At 61.7% G+C, this 15478-nt stretch carries 16 protein-coding genes and 1 pseudogene; 9 read left to right on the top strand and 8 right to left on the bottom strand.

Going from position 1 to position 15478, the window contains the following annotated elements; translation table 11 throughout:
- Positions 1-153 precede the first annotated feature (153 nt).
- The 3 genes from ABLV49_RS25400 to ABLV49_RS25395 all read right to left on the bottom strand — a co-directional run bounded on the left by ABLV49_RS25400 (position 154) and on the right by ABLV49_RS25395 (position 2573).
- Positions 154-753 (bottom strand): IS630 family transposase, encoded by a 600-nt coding sequence (locus tag ABLV49_RS25400; RefSeq protein WP_415838139.1) that lies wholly within the window; start codon positions 751-753, stop codon positions 154-156.
- Positions 720-1106 (bottom strand): hypothetical protein, encoded by a 387-nt coding sequence (locus ABLV49_RS26180; RefSeq protein WP_415838138.1) that lies wholly within the window; start codon positions 1104-1106, stop codon positions 720-722. The genes ABLV49_RS25400 and ABLV49_RS26180 overlap by 34 nt, the downstream gene beginning before the upstream one ends.
- A 117-nt stretch (positions 1107-1223) precedes the next feature.
- Entirely contained in the window at positions 1224-2573 is a 1350-nt protein-coding gene (locus tag ABLV49_RS25395) for an IS701 family transposase (protein ID WP_349283137.1), read from the bottom strand.
- Positions 2574-2727: 154 nt separating this feature from the next.
- Here ABLV49_RS25395 and ABLV49_RS25390 point away from each other — a divergent pair, with 154 nt between their 5' ends.
- From ABLV49_RS25390 to ABLV49_RS25360, 7 genes and pseudogenes are all read left to right on the top strand, one after another.
- A complete protein-coding gene (locus ABLV49_RS25390; protein ID WP_349283135.1) occupies positions 2728-3012 on the top strand; it encodes a BON domain-containing protein in 285 nt (94 codons plus the stop codon).
- A 379-nt stretch (positions 3013-3391) separates the two neighbouring features.
- A complete protein-coding gene (locus ABLV49_RS25385; protein WP_349283133.1) occupies positions 3392-3631 on the top strand; it encodes a hypothetical protein in 240 nt (79 codons plus the stop codon).
- A gap of 50 nt (positions 3632-3681) precedes the next feature.
- A pseudogene (locus tag ABLV49_RS25380) lies at positions 3682-3936 on the top strand (IS630 family transposase); the annotation flags it as partial.
- A 352-nt stretch (positions 3937-4288) separates the two neighbouring features.
- Positions 4289-5098: an esterase/lipase family protein gene (locus ABLV49_RS25375; protein ID WP_349283132.1), complete on the top strand. Its 810-nt coding sequence runs from the start codon at positions 4289-4291 to the stop codon at positions 5096-5098.
- A gap of 21 nt (positions 5099-5119) precedes the next feature.
- Complete coding sequence (locus tag ABLV49_RS25370; RefSeq protein ID WP_349283130.1) at positions 5120-5515, top strand: hypothetical protein; 396 nt, start codon at positions 5120-5122, stop codon at positions 5513-5515.
- A complete protein-coding gene (locus tag ABLV49_RS25365; protein ID WP_349283128.1) occupies positions 5502-5639 on the top strand; it encodes a hypothetical protein in 138 nt (45 codons plus the stop codon). Before ABLV49_RS25370 ends, ABLV49_RS25365 begins: the two co-directional genes overlap by 14 nt.
- A gap of 259 nt (positions 5640-5898) precedes the next feature.
- On the top strand, positions 5899-6273 hold the full coding sequence (locus ABLV49_RS25360) for a response regulator (RefSeq protein ID WP_349283126.1): 375 nt from the start codon (positions 5899-5901) through the stop codon (positions 6271-6273).
- 212 nt (positions 6274-6485) lie between these two features.
- Here the strand turns inward: ABLV49_RS25360 and ABLV49_RS25355 are convergent, their stop codons facing one another.
- The 3 genes from ABLV49_RS25355 to ABLV49_RS25345 all read right to left on the bottom strand — a co-directional run bounded on the left by ABLV49_RS25355 (position 6486) and on the right by ABLV49_RS25345 (position 8548).
- Entirely contained in the window at positions 6486-6773 is a 288-nt protein-coding gene (locus tag ABLV49_RS25355; protein ID WP_349283124.1) for a hypothetical protein, read from the bottom strand.
- 238 nt (positions 6774-7011) lie between these two features.
- Positions 7012-7797: a response regulator transcription factor gene (locus ABLV49_RS25350; protein WP_415838137.1), complete on the bottom strand. Its 786-nt coding sequence runs from the start codon at positions 7795-7797 to the stop codon at positions 7012-7014.
- 193 nt (positions 7798-7990) lie between these two features.
- Entirely contained in the window at positions 7991-8548 is a 558-nt protein-coding gene (locus ABLV49_RS25345) for a recombinase family protein (RefSeq protein WP_349283353.1), read from the bottom strand.
- A 177-nt stretch (positions 8549-8725) separates the two neighbouring features.
- Between ABLV49_RS25345 and ABLV49_RS25340 the strand changes: the two genes are divergently transcribed.
- Positions 8726-11698 carry a Tn3 family transposase gene (locus ABLV49_RS25340; protein ID WP_349283122.1) on the top strand — a complete coding sequence of 991 codons (2973 nt, stop codon included), beginning with the start codon at positions 8726-8728 and terminating at the stop codon, positions 11696-11698.
- 298 nt (positions 11699-11996) lie between these two features.
- Here the strand turns inward: ABLV49_RS25340 and ABLV49_RS25335 are convergent, their stop codons facing one another.
- On the bottom strand, positions 11997-12395 hold the full coding sequence (locus tag ABLV49_RS25335; protein ID WP_349283120.1) for a single-stranded DNA-binding protein: 399 nt from the start codon (positions 12393-12395) through the stop codon (positions 11997-11999).
- 223 nt (positions 12396-12618) lie between these two features.
- On the opposite strand from ABLV49_RS25335, the gene ABLV49_RS25330 reads away from it, so the two are divergent.
- Entirely contained in the window at positions 12619-12825 is a 207-nt protein-coding gene (locus ABLV49_RS25330; protein WP_349283118.1) for a dodecin, read from the top strand.
- Between the two features lie 712 nt (positions 12826-13537).
- Here the strand turns inward: ABLV49_RS25330 and ABLV49_RS25325 are convergent.
- Positions 13538-15271 (bottom strand): ATP-binding protein, encoded by a 1734-nt coding sequence (locus ABLV49_RS25325; RefSeq protein WP_349283116.1) that lies wholly within the window; start codon positions 15269-15271, stop codon positions 13538-13540.
- Positions 15272-15478: the final 207 nt, after the last annotated feature.

The raw sequence follows: 15478 nt of genomic DNA, 5'->3' as shown, positions 1-15478 counted from the left end.
TGCAAAAAGAGCGACCATGACCTTGGCTCCGTGCAAGGCAGTTGCTTGGGCACTGCAGGATGGAGATGGTTGGGATGGGTTGCAAGGTTGACTGCAGGCCGCTGCCATCCGAGTCAGTGCTGCTGGCCATCATGTGAATTTCCTAGAGCGGAATCACCCTGACTGGCAATAGCCGCAATGGCGAATGTAGCGCTCGCACTCATCGGGGGCAAACCGATCCAGCAGTGAGCCAATGGCACTCCAGAGCGTGTCGAGCGTGCGGGCCTGGGTGCTGCGCAGCAAGCCCTTGAGCTTGGCGAAAACCTGTTCAATCGGATTGAAGTCCGGGCTGTACGGTGGCAAATACCGCAGCGCGGCGCCCGCGCCTTCAATGGCCGCCCTGACACCGGCGACCTTGTGAGAGCTGAGGTTGTCCATCACCACGATGTCACCTGGCTGCAGCTCGGGGGCAAGGAACTGCTCCACCCAGGCCACAAATGCATGGCCGTTGATCGGCCCGTCAAGCACCAGCGGCGCCAAGAGCCCGTCCTTGCTGAGCGCGCAGACAAATGTCGTGGTGTGCCAGTGCCCGCAAGGCGCATACCCCAGGCAACGCTGGCCCTTGGCCGAGCGGCCCCAGGTCGGGGTCATGTTGGTCGTGGCCCAAGTTTCATCCAGAAAGATCAGCCGCTCGCTGGCCGGGGACGCTTGTCCAGCGGCCCAGTCCGCGCGCGCCTGCGCTACGTCGCTTCGCTTTTGCTCGGCAGCATGCACCGTCTTTTTTTTCGCGTCAGCCCCAGCCGGGCCAATGTCTTGCCCATGGTCGTGGCTCCGACCTCCATGCCGTGCTCGACCCGTACCCACTGACACAACTGCGCCAGCGTCTGCTCGGGTGCCAGGGCGACTTGCGCCAGCAGCGGCTCCTTCAGCCCGGCCAGGCGCAGCGGCACATGGTTGTGCTGTGCCCCTGCGCTGGTTTGGCCGAGTCGTCCATGGCGCGAACGCACCCGTGACACATAGGCTTGAGAGACACCAAAGCGCTCGGCCACTTCCCGAAGCCGCCCCGTGGCTGCCAACACCCGATCGCGCAAATCCTGCGCATAAGCTTTGCCGCGTCGCCAAGACATAACTCTTGCCTCCAAATCAGCTTTCGATCACACCTTCATCGCCCAAGTTCCTTTGCCTTCTTTGCTAGTCAGCGCGGAGCCGCTCTAGCGGTAGTTTGTTAAATCCGAAGGTAGAGGTTAATCCCGTGGCCGGTGTTCAGGGCGCCGAGCAGCGCGGCGAGTTCGGCCGGCGAGGGCGTGTCGGCAAAGGCGCGCCAGCAGCGCGCCAGCCAGTACGCCGGGGTCAGCCAGGCGCGCACGGCGCGCAGCAGGCGCGGCCAGCACGGCAGCGCCTTGACGGGGCTGGTTTTTTTTCCCCGCCTCGGGCGGCGCTTCGGGGATACCAGGCAGTGGCGAGTCGTCTGCGTGCGCTTGCAACGCGTGATGCCACCAGCAAAAGGCAAATGCGCAGCACACCAGTGTCCAGTGCCGGCGGATCGCCCGGTCACTGCGAACCATGAAGTCGGCCCAGCCGAGCTCGTCCTTCATCTGTTTGTATCCCTGCTCGATCCAGTTGCGCAAGCCGTAGATGCGCACAATCTCGGCCAGTGGCGCGGGCAGGTTGGTCGTCAAATACCAGGTCGACAGCTCCGGCAACGCGCGCCGGTCGGTCGTGGCGCAGATCGCCCGCACCGGCCTGCCCGGGCCATAGCCGAACAGTGTGAGCTCGGCGGCCCACCAGCGCTCGGTGTGGCCGTCCCGAAAGCGGCGGATGACTTCGCGCCAGGCGCGCAGTGGCAGCGCCTGCGCGACGTCCTTGAACGAATGGTCCGCCTGCGCTGGCGCCCAGCCGCGCCCAACGGCGCCGCGGCGCGCCAGCACATGAGGCAGGCCGCGCTTGAGCAGCGCGGTTTCGAGCCCATTGTTATCGCCATAAAAACAGTCTGCCACGATGGCGCAAAACGGGACGCCGGCGGCCTGCGCCTGCTCGACCAGGTCCAGTGCGATTTGCGGCTTGCTACGAAACGCAGGATCCTGCTTTCCCCCGGCAAGGCGCTTCTCGGGCGTGTAGGGCATCACATGCAGCGGGTAGTAGCATTCCTCGTCGGCCCACAGCGTGGTCACCGCCACGATGCCGTTGTCGATTTTCCCCACCGAACCCAGATACTGGCGCGCCACATGGTCAGTGGCGCTGCCGTCCTTGCGATCGCCCGTGTCGTCGATCACCAGCACGCCGGCGGCCGAGGGCGCCGTTGCCGGCTCGGCGGCCAGCAGCGCCAGTCGCTGGGCATTGATCGCTTCGGCGTCCCAGGCGGCCTCGGACAGGAAAAACTGCAGCCGCTGCACCTGGGCCGCCTGGGCCTGCACGAGAGGCTCGGCGCCTACCAAGGCCGTGAGCGTCTTGGAGCGGTCGCGCGGGAGCAGCAATCCGGACAAATACGTTCGAAAGCCATGGCGCTGCGCCGGCGTCTTGAGCAAGGGATCGAACTGCACCGCGTAAGCCTCCAATGGTCCTGGTGCAGGAGGACATGAAAGACGAGCAGACATGATCTGGACCCTCCTGTCACTTGGACAGAACAGGGGATGAAATGGTTCAACAAACTACCGCTAGCCGGTACAAGTGGCCTTGTGCGTGATGAACGGCCGGGCTTGTTCTGTGTAATTCGATGAATTCAAGCCCTGCTGTTGAAAGTGAGTTCAAATGAAAACTGACTTGCGCCTTCAAAAAGACATCACCGATGAATTGAAATGGGAGTTGGGGGTCCATGCCAAAAACATCGGTTCCGAGGCCAGAAATGGAACGGTGACGCTTGCCGGACAGGTGGCAACCTATTCTCAAAAACTGCGCGCCGAGCATGCCGCACTGCGTGTGTCCGGTGTCAAGTCGCTGGCGGTGCATATTGACGTCAAGTGCATAAGCGCAATCGCAGCTTCTGGGCAAGAGTGCCCTGACGCTCAAAGCATTCCGCCTTGGACTACATTTTAAAAATGGCCTGAGCATTTCAAATGCCATCGCGATGGCTCTGCTTGTGAAATGATGCCCTGCCCTGCTGATATGGCCAAGCATTGGCAGAGGGTTCGAGCCTGACGGACTTGCAGGCTGGTGGCAATCGTTTGCCGCACCAGCGCATCAATTGTGTTGGCAAATTTGAATGCAGCACATATCGGGCCACTCTGGTCACAGGTCAGAGGCCTTTTGCTACTGGGTGAACTGGGTGATCAAGGCTATTGCAGCGCTGCTCAGCGGCTCGCTGCCAGTTGGCTCACGCTCAGTCAGGCGCGGTATAGTAGTTTTCAGTAGTGCATTTACCCGCCTGGCGTGAAGACAGAGCAGGTGGTTTTTGAGTCTCAGCAAGGAGCAAACTATGGCCAAAATCATCTACCTGCCCGCTCGCCAGGCAAACCGGATCGCCACAATGCCGGCGGCAGCACCGTTCGCCAGCGGTGGCCTGGACCCTGTCCAGTTGCATGCCCAGGCGCACAATGCGCTGGCCATGGCCGTGCATTACCTGAACCAGCCGCAAGCCAACGTTCCTGGCGCAGCCCGCAAGGCCGTGCAGGCCCTGTCGGCGCTGCGCCGCCTGGACGTGGCCAGTTGCATGTGAAAACCCAGCCTACTGTCGCGTCACGAGAAGTTGGATGCGGACAATGGGGGATGGAACCTTACAAAGTCGCCTTGTCAGAGCAGGAGAGAGCCGAGTTGCAGGGCATCGCAGGCAAGGCACGCACGCGGCGTCCAAGGTCATCAATGCCTTGATACTGCTCAACTGCGGCCAAGCCGGAAGCCGCGCCGAGCGCCCCCGCACTTGCGACATCGCGGCCATGCTGTGCGTGAGCGAGCGAGCGCAAGGTGGACCGCATCAAGAAGAAGTTTGTCCTGGAAGGCCTGGAGCTGACCCTGAACCGCCAGCAGCTCGCGCGCAATCACGCGGCTCACGTGTGGGTCGTCATCCACCAGCAGCAGCCTGTCCGTGGCGGCGCAAGCACGGCACGATCTGATCGTTGCCCGGATGGGCAATCGCGTACTGAGTTGAAGGAGCCAAAAATGAGCCGCATCGCCTGCTGCCGGGTCTGGGCCTGGGACCAAAAAATCCGCGTCTTGCCAGGCTGCTGATTTGTATCTGGGCGGGCAATACGCTGAAGATTGGTGTGATGCACCGGCCGGCAAACAGCTGACAGGGCGCAGGTCAGCAGTATGGCAGCGCCCTTGGCCCTGTTCCTACGCCAGCAAGGGATGGTTCCCCGGTTTTGAAGGCTGACTCATGCATGACGATGAAGGCCTCAACAACCAACGGGCCGATGCCTTGACTGCCATGCCGTCCACTGCCGCAATTTCAATTTCCCGTCCGCCCCTGGGTCTGCTGGGGGCAGAGCCGTGGCGAGCCGCCATGGAGTATTGGGCCTTTCATGTCAACCTCCTGAAGCGCAAACGCCTGGCCCCGATGGGGGATGGTCACCCCGTCATCATTTTTCCCGGCCTGGCAACCGACGGATCGGCGCTGGCGCTCCTGCGCGATCACTGCGAATCGCTGGGCTACCAGGCCATTGACTGGGGACGCGGCTACAACACCGGGCCCAAAGGCGAGATCGGACCCTGGTTGGCCGAGCTGGCAGCGCATACTGCTGAAATGCTGCGTCGCCATCGCAGTACGGCAACCCTGATCGGCTGGAGCCTGGGCGGTATTTATGCCCGCGAAGTCGCCAAGCTGCTGGCCTCGCAGGTGCGCCAGGTGATCACCATCGGCACGCCCTTCAATGCCCAAGCCGACCATACCAATGTCGGCTGGCTGTTCTCGCTGATGAGCAGCGCCTCTGCAGCAGCCATCGATCCCGTGTTGAGCCAGCGTCTGCGCACGCCGCCGCCGCTTCCCACGACCTCCATCTACAGCCGCTCCGACGGCCTGGTGGCCTGGCAAACCTGCTGCCATGCGAACGTGTCAACACCGGTGCAGGACATTGAGATTGACGGCAGCCACATCGGCATGGGCTGGAACCCGGCGGTTTTCAACATCGTGGCCGACCGGCTCGGCCAGCAGCCCGCGAACTGGCAACCGTATGCCCACAGCGCCTGAGGCAGTTGCCTGGCGCGGCCTTTGCCAATTATTGTCAGTTTCAAGAAAGAAAAACGATTCATGCTGCACTGCAACATGACCACTTCTCTCGTCTCCCTGCAGCATGGCCTTGAGGACATCCTCGGGGACTTGCGGTTTGCTCGCAGGAGCGGTGACTTGGGCCGGCTGGCTTTGCTCACCTATTGTGAAGTTCGCCGCTGGGCTCGCGAGGCCAACGCGCAGGAGTTGGCCAAGCGTTCATCAGCGCTGATGGAAAACTTCCCCTATCCCAGCCGCACCGAGTTTCTCGCCGCGGTTGATGCGCTGGTTGTCGAACTTGAGCATGTCCACTGCAGCTTGACCGAATCCCTTTCTGCCTCACTGGGCTCGCATGACGCAAATGGACTGAACAATAGAACAGCTTGTGGATTTCATTGATGTGGGCTCGGGCATCGGCCGCTGGCACCGCCCGTCATTGACGGTCGAGATTGATGGCCACGTCATGGCGATGCAGTATTTACAGGCGCGCAACGCCACAGCGGTGGACCGGTCTGGGCACTGAAGGTCTTGTGAGCACGAGTGCGGTCGCCACCAAGGTAAAAAACTGGCGCCAGCATTGACTTGGCAAGCTGTGCGAACAACAGGCACGATCGGCTGAGGGCTTCCCGCCTACGCCGAAACGTGCCTTGCCGGTACGAGCACTCTGCCAGTTGCGCAGGTACGGCTCAGCTAAAATCAGGCACCTGCGCTGGCCCGGTTTTTCAATTCGGCTCAAGCGCCCAATTTTCTCGACTCCTTCACCCAAGCACTTTTGAGCATCTATGTCGGCCACCACGATTCTTGTCGAAGACAGCAAGGCGTTAAGGGACGCTTTGATGACGGTCCTGCACCCGTCCATGGGTGGCCGTGTCATTGATGTGGCTGACACCGCGGCAGAGGCATTGGCGCTCGTGGCAAGCCATGGGGCCAAATGGGATCTGATGATCCTGGATCTGTTTTTACGCGATGGCACGGGACTGAGTGTGCTGCAGGCCTGCCGTGATCGCTTGCCGCACCAGCGCATCGTGGTGCTGACGAACATGGCAACGCCTCAGATGAGGCGCGAGTGCCTCAAGCTCGGTGCCGATGAGGTCTTTGACAAGTCGCGTGAATTGAACAAACTGTACGAGCGCTGCAATTCCTATCAATTGGCTTGACGATGATTTGGCGGACGCTTTTTTTGCCTGGCAGGCATTTGCACAAGGCCAATCGAGGGTAACCATTGAGCCACGGTTCAGTGGACTGGTGGCCTTTCTTGTTTTGCCAAGCGCTTATCACGCGAGCCACAACGTGCTATGGGCCATCTTGATGCTCGCCGCTGGTGCTGGTCGCCCTGCGGATCTCGGCCGAAGGGGCCGCATTCACGCCCTCAGGCGTGCGCAGATCGCGACGGATACATCACCACCGAATCGGACTTCGGGCGAACGCTCTCGTTGTCAGCGGCTTGGACTGGCTGGCTGCTCTTGGAAGAAGCCTGTAAGGCAGCGCTGATTTCCGCCTCGATGCGGCAGATTCGCTCGGCATACATGGCGGTCAATGCCCGATGGTGCTCGGCCGCGGCCTGATGCTCGACCCGACTGAGGTTGGCTTCTTCCAGATACTCGCGGGATTTGCGAATGTGCCTGCCAGCCTGGGGTTCAAATAGATAAAACCTCATGAGATCCTTTCTGTACGCGCGGCCAAAGGGTGGTCGTTTTTTGTTGAAAGCTCAACAGTTGAAGTATTGGAGGATAGCGTTCAAATACGGGCTGGGTCTGTGGCTCGGTTTTCTGCTCGGCCCCCGAAGGTGTTCTTGACACGCTGAAAGAGGCCAGGCAGATGAGCCATTTTTTTACCTGCGCTGGCTGATCCAGGCGCTCGGCAGGGCAGAAAAACGGTAGCCGCCAGGGGGCAGTTCACATGAGCCGGTGGCTGGTGGCAAAACTCACTGCGTGCGCGCGCGTGCGCACATTGAGCTTGCGGTAGATGTTCTTGATGTGCGTGTTGACGGTCTGCCCGCTGATGCTCAAGCGTGCGCCGATTTCAGTGCTGGTCTGGCCCGAGGCGACCAGCTTGAGGACTTGCTGTTCGCGCTCGGACAGCTTGTTGTCCTTGCCGTGGCTCACGGGCAGCGTCTGGACAGTGGCTTGAGGCGGCTCGAACTTGCCCAGCAGCCGGCGCGCCAGGCTGGGCGTGATCGACGCGCCGCCATTGACCACCTGCAGCACTGCCTGGGGAAAGTTGCCGAACCAGGAGTTCTTGACCAGGTAGCCGGTGGCGCCGAGCTCGAACGCATGCAGGGCATGCTGCTCGTCCTCCATGGCCGAGATGACGACCGCCTCGGCCATGGGCCGGACGGTCTTCATGTACTCGATCAACTCAAAGCCGCTGCCGTCGTCCAGGTTCAGGTCGACCAGCATCACGTCGAACTCGTTCTGGCTGATCAGCCGGCGCCCTTCCCGCACGCTGCCGCCTTGCCCGAGCAGGTCGATCCGCAGATCCCCGAGCAGTTCGTGCGCGATCACGCGGCTCATATGAAGATCATCGTCAATCAGCAGCACCCGCACCGGGTGCTCGGCCTGGCCCGTGAGGAAGCCCGGCCACATCGAGGGCAAGGCGCCAGCCAGGTGATGGCCTGCCGAGATAGAGCTGCCTTTGACCAAAAAGTCCGACCCGACCGCCGATTCGTTGCCAATAGCCACAGATGCTCCTTGGATTGGGTTGCCACTGCCTGAAAAACAGCAGCGTGCCGCGCCTGGCTTTGCCGCTGGCGCCATTGAATTTACTGCTGTTGCGCTTGGTTGTCACTTGCCAGTCCACAAAGACAAGGATTGTGTGACTAATTCCCGGATTCATGGGTCAGGGGTCACTTCAGAAAACGGATCACAACGTACGTTAAGCCTGCGAGGATGCCGGAATCCAGCGGTACAGAGTGGGCACGGACACGCCCATGTTCTTGGCCACGTCGCGCGGCGGCACGCCGCTGGCCAGGAGTTTTCTGGCTGATGCGATCTTGCTGTCGGTCATTTTGCGCTTGCGCCCGCCTTTGCGGCCCAGCTGACGAGCCACTTCCAGCCCTGCGCGGGTGCGCTCTGCTGTCAGCTCCCTCTCCATCTCGGCCAGGCTGGCCATGACGTGAAAGAAAAATCGGCCCGAGGGGGTTCCTGTGTCGATGGCATCGGTCAGGCTCTTGAGATGCACGCCCTGCTGGTGCAGCTGGCCGACCAGGTCCACCAGGTGCTTGACGCTGCGGCCAAGCCGGTCGAGTTTCCACACGACCAGGGTGTCGCCCTCGCGCAGCATGTCCAGCGCCTTGGCCAGACCGGGCCGTTCGGCCCGGCTGCCGCTGATCTTGTCGTCAAAGAGCCTGTGGCAGCCCGCCTGGGTCAAGGCGTCGATCTGTAGATCAAGGTGTTGATCCAGCGTGGAGACGCGTGCATAACCGATCAGCATGCCGGACATTGACTGAGTTGTTCCATCTTGTGTTCCTTCTCAAAACTCATTGCCATGGTAGAGCTTCAAGAATATAGTTTCAAGAGCTATTTCTGAGAATGCAAGAGCCTTGATTCTGCGTGCGGCACAAGGCACACAGCAAAGCTTCTCAAAATCCTACCTTTCCAAGAAGACCCCATGCCCCGTCGTTCGATTCTTTCTGTTGCCGAGCGCGACAGCCTGCTTGCCCTGCCGGCTACCCAGGATGAACTCATCCGGCACTACACGCTCAGCGAAACCGACCTGTCGATCATTGGTCAGCATCGCAAAGCAGCGAACCGGCTGGGTTTCGCCGTCCAGCTTTGCTACATGCGCCATCCTGGCGTGATACTGGAAATAGACGCGGAGCCTTTCGCGCCGTTGCTGCGCATGGTGGCCGCACAACTCAAGGTGGCTCCAGAGTGCTGGGCTGAATATGGCCAGCGTGCCGAAACGCGCCGCGAACACTTGCTTGAGCTGCAGTCGATCTTCGGTTTGCAGACCTTCACCACCCGACATTACCGTGCCAGCATTCAAAGCCTGGATGAACTGGCCTTGCAGACCGATAAAGGCATCGTGCTGGCCTCGGAACTGACCGATGGACTGCGCCGAAAAAGCATTCTGCTTCCCTCACCGAATGTCATCGAACGCATCTGCGCCGAGGCGATCACCCGAGCCAATCGGCGCATTTACGCCGCACTGACGGACCCCCTGTCGGCCGTCCACCGCCAGTGCCTGGACGAGCTGCTCAAGCGCAGGGAAGGCAGCAAGGGAACCTGGCTGGCATGGCTGCGCCAGTCGCCCGTCAAGCCGAACTCGCGCCACATGCTCGAACACATCGAGCGCCTCAAGGCCTGGCAGGCGCTGGACCTGCCCCCTGGCATCGAGCGGCTGGTCCACCAGAACCGGCTGCTCAAGATCGCCCGCGAGGGCGGCCAGATGACGCCTGCCGACCTGGCCAAATTCGAGGTCCAGCGGCGCTATGCGACCCTGGTGGCGCTGGCCATCGAGGGTATGGCCACCGTCACCGATGAGATCATCGACCTGCACGACCGCATCATCGGCAAGCTGTTCAACGCGGCCAAGAACAAACACCAGCAGCAGTTCCAGGCCTCGGGCAAGGCCATCAACGACAAGGTGCGCCTGTACGGGCGCGTCGGCCAGGCACTGCTCGAAGCCAAACAAAGCGGCGCCGATCCCTTTTCGGCCATCGAATCTGTCCTTTCCTGGGATGCGTTCACGGCCAGCGTTGGGGAAGCGCAAAAGCTCGCGCAGCCGGCGCAGTTCGATTTCCTCCACCGCATTGGCGAGAACTACGCCACGCTGCGCCGCTATGCGCCTCAATTCCTGGAGGTTCTGAAACTGCGGGCGGCCCCGGCCGCCAAGGGCGTGCTCGACGCCATCGACGTGCTGCGCGGCATGAACGCCGACAACGCCCGCAAGGTGCCTGCCGGCGCGCCGACCGCGTTTGTCAAGCCGCGCTGGGCCAAGCTGGTTCTGACTGACGAGGGCATCGACCGGCGCTACTACGAGCTGTGCGCGTTGTCCGAACTCAAGAACGCGCTGCGCTCGGGCGATGTCTGGGTGCAGGGTTCGCGCCAGTTCAAGGATTTCGAGGACTACCTGGTGCCCGCCGGAAAGTTTGCCGCGATGAAACTGGCCAGCCAGCTGCCGCTGGCCGTTGACACCGATTGTGAGCAGTACCTGCAGGGCCGCCTGTCGCTGCTGGAGCAGCAGTTGGCCACGGTCAATCGACTGGCTGCGGCCAACGAGTTGCCGGATGCCATCATCACCACCGCGTCGGGCCTGAAGGTCACGCCGTTGGACGCGGCGGTGCCTGATGCTGCCCAAAGCCTGATCGACCAGGCGGCGGCGCTGCTGCCGCATGTCAAGATCACCGAGTTGCTGATGGAGGTCGATGAGTGGACCGGTTTCACCCGGCACTTCACGCACCTCAAGGCCGGCGACACGGCCCCGGACAAGGCCTTGCTGCTCACGACGATTCTGGCCGACGGGATCAACCTGGGCCTGTCCAAAATGGCCGAGTCCTGCCCCGGCACGACCTACGCCAGGCTGTCCTGGCTGCAGGCCTGGCACATCCGGGACGAGACGTATTCATCGGCCCTCGCCGAGCTGGTCAATGCCCAGCTTGGGCAGCCCTTTGCCGGGAACTGGGGCGACGGCACCACGTCCTCCTCGGACGGCCAGCGCTTCAAGGCGGGCGGCCGGGCCGAGAGCACCGGGCATATCAACCCGAAATACGGCAGCGATCCGGGCCGGACCTTCTACACCCACCTCTCGGACCAGTACGCGCCTTTCAGCGCCAAGGTGGTCAACGTCGGCGTGCGCGATTCCACCTATGTGCTCGATGGCTTGCTGTACCACGAGTCCGACCTAGCGGTCGAGGAGCACTACACCGACACGGCGGGCTTTACCGATCACGTCTTTGGGCTGATGCACCTGCTGGGCTTTCGCTTCGCGCCGCGCATCCGGGACCTGGGCGAGACCAAACTGTTCATCCTGAAGGGCGATGCCAGTTATGACGCGCTCGCGCCGATGATCAGCAGCGACAGGCTGAACATCAGGCACATCCGCGCCCACTGGGATGACATCCTGCGGCTGGCCGCCTCCATCAAGCAGGGCACGGTGACGGCCTCGCTGATGCTCAGAAAGCTCGGCAGCTACCCGCGCCAGAACGGCTTGGCCATCGCCCTGCGCGAGCTCGGGCGCATCGAGCGCACGTTGTTCATCCTCGACTGGCTGCAAAGCGTGGAGCTGCGCCGGCGCGTGCAGGTCGGGCTAAACAAGGGCGAGGCGCGCAACGCCCTGGCCAGGGCGGTGTTCTTCTACCGACTGGGGGAAATCCGCGACCGCAGCTTTGAACAGCAGCGCTACCGCGCCAGCGGCCTGAACCTCATCACGGCGGCCATCGTGCTGTGGAACACCGTGTATCTGGAGCGGACCATCAACGCAATGCGGGGTCATGCAAAGCCCGTGGACGATGCGCTGCTGCAGCACCTCTCGCCGCTGGGCTGGGAGCACATCAACCTGACAGGCGACTACCTGTGGAAAAGCAGTGCCAAGGCCGGTGCAGGCAAGTTCAGGCCCCTGCGGCCAATGCCGCCGGCTTAACGTACGTTGTGATCCGTTTTCTGAAGTGACCCCGGTCAGGGACAGCCCAACAAGGGTTCAATCCCTTGACTGCCAGCGGCAATAGAAGCAGGTAGCGTCAATAGTCAGCACACGGTGAAGCCGCTCGTGGCTGCCCAGGCCGGGCGACCTGGCGCCCGAGTGCTGCTCAGGACAGCCCATCATCGTGGGCATGCTTGTCAAGGCTGTCGAGCAAGGCCCGGCAGGCATCGCCGCGCTACCACGAGCTGCGCTTGAAGACGCGCTGCCAGTAGTGCCCATGGGCAAGAGCTCTCGCGGCTCAAAAGTCCAGCGGAGCGCCATCGTCAAGCTCATCGTGGCGGCTTGGCGGCTGGGGTTCGGACGGGCCAGGCGGCCTGCCTTCGACCGCCTTGCGCTTGCGCATCACATGGTAGGCGCTCAAGACCTGGCTGGCCACCAGGTCGAGTGCCGGCCGAGCAATTCCTTCTCGGTCCGTCCACGCCTTGGGCACGAGGCTGCCGGCCAGCGCCACCGCGTCGCCCTCGCCCAGCGCCAGCAACGCTTCGCAAGCGGCCTGGCTGAAGGCAATCACGTTCACGAACACATCGGCGTCGCCGGCATGGGCGCGCACCTTGGCGACCACGAACGGTTTTCCCGTCTTGGAGATCTTTTGGGCGGGCTGGCCGTGCAGCTTGCCCGCTACCAGGGCTTCGATCATTGCAATAGCTCCAGGTTGGGTTTCATGCTGCTTTTTAGCGGATAGCTCAAGCGTTGCCAAGCTGGCTCAGTGTAGGGGACATATGCTGCCCATCTTTGTGGCCTTCAAGGAATCGAGCATCACCTCGCCAACGCTGCTTGCCCGTGTGGCTGTGTGTTTGGAGTTCCATCGCACAGCGCGTAAGATTTCGCTGCACAAGCCGATCAACTTTGGGAGTCATGCGATGAGCCATCATGTCTACAAGCTGCTGGAGCTGACCGGCTCGTCCAGCGTCAGTATTGAAGAGGCCGTGAGCACGGCCATCGCCAAGGCGCATGAGACGGTGCGCAGCATCCAGTGGTTCACCGTCACCGAGACCCGGGGCCATGTGGTCGATGGCAAGGTGGCGCACTGGCAAGTGTCCCTGAAGATCGGCTTCACGCTGGAATAGTCGCCAGTCCTCCTTAAAACTTGAAGGTCTGCCATATACAAGCGAATCTTGCTGGCTTATGACGGTTCGGCCCCCGGGCAGGAGCCTTGCAGCCGACCTTGCCCCAGGGCTTGAGTTCATTTTTTGAGTGTGCGCCGCACCGTCTTCCCACGACAAGCTGTCGATCCACGCCATCGCCACCGCCCGCTCAGCCAGCAGCTTGAGCGCCCGGCACGCATGCGCGTTTGAGCCTTTCATCGTTTTGCGTGGGGCTGACCAAGCCATAACAGGAAAGTAGCGGTTCATGCTGCCCGTGAAGCTGGAACATCGGCCAGGAATGTGTGACGCCTCACGCCACCGGCTGAGCGCGCAGAAGCGCCAGTGGGCAAGGCGGTTTAGTTGCCCTCGGCGCTGGAGCTCAATGTTGCCCTTTGCGGGTGCTCAAGGCTGTGCCATTCCAGCAGTTCGGCCACGGAAAGCGGCATGCCGCCTGGTTGCTGACTGTCACGGTGCTTTTCAGCAATCACCTCATAGCGCTTGAGGCGGCGCGCGGCCTTGGCATTTTCCGCTTCAATGGCTTCCTATCTGGCACCGCTCCAGGGCTTGGCCGCGCTGCGTGCTCCATCACCGCCTGGTGACCCGAGGCGTGCAGCACCATTGCCAACCTCCGGGCTGCCTCGACGTTGGCGTCCACGACCATCACGCGCAGGGCGTGGGTCGATTTTTGCAGAAGTCATGCTGCCTGCTGCCCCTTGGCCCGCTCAGCTTGAACCGGCAGTCGCGGCAGGCTCACCGTGAAGGTGCTTCCCTTGCCCGGACCAATACTCGCGCCTGTCACGCCTCCGCCATGAAGCTCGACCAGACTTTTGACCAGGGCAAGCCCGAGTCCCAGGCCGCCAGAAGCGCGGTCTGGCGTGCGCTCGGCCTGCGCAAACAGCTCAAACACGCGGCTGGCCAGTTCAGGCTCCATCCCGATCCCGTCGTCCATCACGCTGAGCACCACCTTCTGGTCATGCAGCTCGGTCCTGAGCACGAGATGGCCGCCTTGGGGGGTATATTTGGCGGCATTGTTCAGCAAGTTGGCGACCACCTGCACCAGCCGCTTTTCGTCGCCCATGACGGTGGTGACTTCAGGCGTCAGATGCAGCGCCAGATGATGGTGTCTTGAGCGGATCAGCGGATCCACCTGCTCGACCGCATCCTGCACGATACGGCGCATGTCCAGCGGCGTTTTCTCCAGTTCGATCAAGCCTCGGGTGACGCGGGAGACATCGAGCAGATCGTCAATCAGGACGGTCATGTGGTCCACCTGTCGCGCGATGATTTCACTGGTTTGGCGCACCTCCCCTTCGTCGAGCTTTGCCCGCATCAAAAGCTCGGCCGCCGAGCGGATCGGGGCCAGCGGATTTCTCAGTTCATGGCCCAGCATGGCCAGGAATTCGTCTTTTTGCGCGTCTGCCATCTTGAGCTTGTCGACCGCTGTGCGCAATTGGGCCTGGGCATGCGCATTTTGCGCGGCAGCCCAGGTACGCTCGATGAGTTGTTCGCAAAGATACCTGTCTCGCCGGCTCCAGCGGCGAGGCACGTCAGAATGCACACTCAGCAGGCTGATCAATCGGTTCGATTTGATCAGCGGTATGGCCAGGTAGGCGCGCAATCCGATGCGCCGATACGCCTGGGCGTAGGGGGCCGTGCGCGGGTCTTGGGCGATATCGTTGATGGCGACCGGTTGTGCGCCATACAGCATGTCGATGATTTGCGGACCATAGTCATCGAGCCGCCTCGTTTCTCCGGCCACGCTGTCCAGGCCTTGCCTGACCCAGTTGCTGCGGATAAAAAATGTTCTTTGTAAATGGTCAACTTCGCAATAAAAAACCCGCGAAGCCTTCAGATGCCGACCCAGCATTTCGCACGCCAGCGCCGTGATGCGGTCGGGCTCGTCAAGAGGTCGCAGGCCATCGGTCAACGCCAGCAAGAAACGCTGGCTCTGCTCGGCTTGAACTTGTTCGGTGGTTTCCATGCCCAGACTGAACAGGCCCGCCACCTGACCCTCATCGTCCCGGACGGGCAGCAGTGAAAAGATGAACAACGTGGGCTCCAGAAAACCCTGGCGCATGATCTGAAACGGCATGTTCTTCTGCAAAGAAGGCTCGCCTTTCAGGGCACGCGCCACGGCCGGTCCCAGATCCTGCCTTAACTCGGGCCAGACATCCCAAAACGGCCTGGCCAAAGCCGATGGATGTTTTTCTCCAAGCACTTCCATATAAGCGTCGTTATAGAAGAGGTGAAGCTGCGGCCCCCAGGCCAGGCAACTGGGCCGCCTGCAGTCGAGCATGAGCTGGATGACTGTCTTCAAGGGGCCTGGCCACGCGGTGGGCGGCCCCAGGGCAAAGCCTGACCAATCGTGCGCCCTCAACAGCGCCCGCATGGCTCCTTCGCCTGCAAAAGTCAGCGTGGATGTCGTCATATACAAAAATGCAGGATAAAGAGAGCGTGGGTCCTGTACAAGCTGAGCAGCTTGCCCAATTTGTAAGGCCAGGATGATCTGGGCCGTCTGAGGCTACCTGTCTGCGATGGGCCCTTTGCGCCAGGCAGGTGATCAATGTCTGCAAGGTTGCCGCGAAAACTACCTGTAGTTTGCGGCGAAAAGCCTACAGCTGGACGCCCTCCATCA

The sequence above is a fragment of the Polaromonas hydrogenivorans genome (assembly GCF_040105105.1).
In the GTDB taxonomy this organism is placed as follows: Bacteria; Pseudomonadota; Gammaproteobacteria; order Burkholderiales; family Burkholderiaceae_C; genus Polaromonas; species Polaromonas hydrogenivorans.
This window is presented reverse-complemented; position numbering and strand designations above follow the sequence as displayed.

Coding starts and splice junctions, on each gene's coding strand:
- ABLV49_RS25335 (WP_349283120.1), bottom strand. CDS start 12,395: ATGATCGAAGCCCTGGTAGCGGGCAAGCTGCACGGCCAGCCCGCCCAA.
- ABLV49_RS25340 (WP_349283122.1), top strand. CDS start 8,726: ATGCCCCGTCGTTCGATTCTTTCTGTTGCCGAGCGCGACAGCCTGCTT.
- ABLV49_RS25330 (WP_349283118.1), top strand. CDS start 12,619: ATGAGCCATCATGTCTACAAGCTGCTGGAGCTGACCGGCTCGTCCAGC.
- ABLV49_RS25390 (WP_349283135.1), top strand. CDS start 2,728: ATGAAAACTGACTTGCGCCTTCAAAAAGACATCACCGATGAATTGAAA.
- ABLV49_RS25355 (WP_349283124.1), bottom strand. CDS start 6,773: ATGAGGTTTTATCTATTTGAACCCCAGGCTGGCAGGCACATTCGCAAA.
- ABLV49_RS25360 (WP_349283126.1), top strand. CDS start 5,899: ATGTCGGCCACCACGATTCTTGTCGAAGACAGCAAGGCGTTAAGGGAC.
- ABLV49_RS26180 (WP_415838138.1), bottom strand. CDS start 1,106: ATGTCTTGGCGACGCGGCAAAGCTTATGCGCAGGATTTGCGCGATCGG.
- ABLV49_RS25375 (WP_349283132.1), top strand. CDS start 4,289: ATGCATGACGATGAAGGCCTCAACAACCAACGGGCCGATGCCTTGACT.
- ABLV49_RS25325 (WP_349283116.1), bottom strand. CDS start 15,271: ATGACGACATCCACGCTGACTTTTGCAGGCGAAGGAGCCATGCGGGCG.
- ABLV49_RS25395 (WP_349283137.1), bottom strand. CDS start 2,573: ATGTCTGCTCGTCTTTCATGTCCTCCTGCACCAGGACCATTGGAGGCT.
- ABLV49_RS25345 (WP_349283353.1), bottom strand. CDS start 8,548: ATGCTGATCGGTTATGCACGCGTCTCCACGCTGGATCAACACCTTGAT.
- ABLV49_RS25385 (WP_349283133.1), top strand. CDS start 3,392: ATGGCCAAAATCATCTACCTGCCCGCTCGCCAGGCAAACCGGATCGCC.